The sequence below is a fragment of the Oleiphilus sp. HI0086 genome (assembly GCF_001635225.1).
This window is the reverse complement of record NZ_LWFZ01000636.1, coordinates 1-1,506: the sequence shown is the minus strand read 5'-3', so window position 1 is coordinate 1,506 and position 1,506 is coordinate 1. Positions and strand designations below refer to the sequence as shown.

General features: G+C 45.3%; 1 protein-coding gene. It reads left to right on the top strand.

Translation table 11 applies throughout. The features are described 5' to 3' along the window. Positions 1-484 precede the first annotated feature (484 nt). Positions 485-1,506 (top strand): cell division protein ZapE (zapE, locus tag A3756_RS08585; protein WP_068553333.1); only part of this gene is annotated, 1,022 nt, incomplete at its 3' end.

Below are 1,506 nucleotides of genomic sequence, written 5' to 3'. Positions count from 1 at the left end.
TATTAAATACCATTACTTCTGAGTTCAATTCTTCTATTGGTTGGCAAGCGCTGCTTGACGTCCGCTAAGTGCCAAAAGCAGGCCTTGGTACTTCTCTCAGCTTTGGCTGAATATTACTGATACGAACTTTTATCCCAGTATCAAAAAATGGTGAATAGCGGTCATAAGAATCGAGCCTATTTTCCTCGAAACCTTACATTACTTAAAACAGGAAAGCAGACCTTTAGCTTTTGATGGTGCCTAGGTCAGGTTCTAAAAAATAGCTACCTCGAGCGTTTTATTAGTATCCTTTAACTCCAAAGGCATGATTCGCAGCACGGATCAACAATGGAAAATGACCGCTCTGCCCAAACTCCAGCCCTAGATTTGAGATAGTTATGCTAATTTTGTACAAGTTGAACTCCGAAATTTTAGTCTCTAATACAAATCCATTTGATACCCATACATCGTATTAAACCTTTTGGTTGATAAACTCATTAACTCCATGACGAAGAAGATGATGATGAAGATGATGATAGAAAAGCATCGCGTCGCTCGGCGGAGCTTTTCGACAGGTCCCGTGGTAGCGGCTTATGAACTCAAGGTGGACGCGGGGGAGGTGCGGCGAGATAACGCTCAAGTCGCTCTGGCGGCAAAATTGGATGCCCTGCACGAGTCTCTTGTCTCGCTCCCACCAGTACCTTTGCTTACCGACGATCCGACAGAGAGCAGCCGTAAAAGCAGCAGTCCACTGTTACTGGCACGATCCATGGCATCCGCCCAGTCCTTTCTTCGAAAGAAGTTCCATTTGTGGTCTTTTGGTCCACCACCGCGGGGCATTTACATTCATGGACCGGTCGGGGTCGGTAAGAGTTTTCTAATGGATCTCTTTTACGCGTCGGTTAATGTTCCTGATGATGATTCTCGCTGTAATAATTCCAGCCACAAACACGCAAAAATTACCAAACGCCGCGTCCACTTTCATGAATTCATGCTAGACGTCCATCATCGAATCTTTGTCTACAAAAAGAAGCACCCAAGGGGTGATGCTATTCCCATCATTGCGAAACAATTGGCACAAGAAGCCCAACTCCTCTGTTTCGATGAATTTCAAGTGACAGACGTTGCCGATGCCATGATTTTGAAAAGACTGTTTTTATTATTATTGGATTGGAATGTCGTGGTAGTGGCCACCTCGAATCGCTCCCCCGATGCCTTGTATAAGGGAGGCATTAACCGATCCCTCTTTATGCCATTCATAGACATGTTAAAACACACGTTCGACATTTTTTCCATGGAGGGTTCCACTAAGGATTATCGACTCGAAACTCGAGCGGATGGTCAATCCTATTTTTGGTCAAACAAGGATGTTCATGGCGATAATAATAGTAATAACAACACGCAGGCGAAGTTGGAAGAAATATTTGGTGGCACTGCATCCGGAACTGAGGCTGAGGTCATTCAAGTTCGCTTCGGTCGCACCGTCCAGGTCGCCCGATTGAATGACCGGTGCGCCTGGTTTGACTT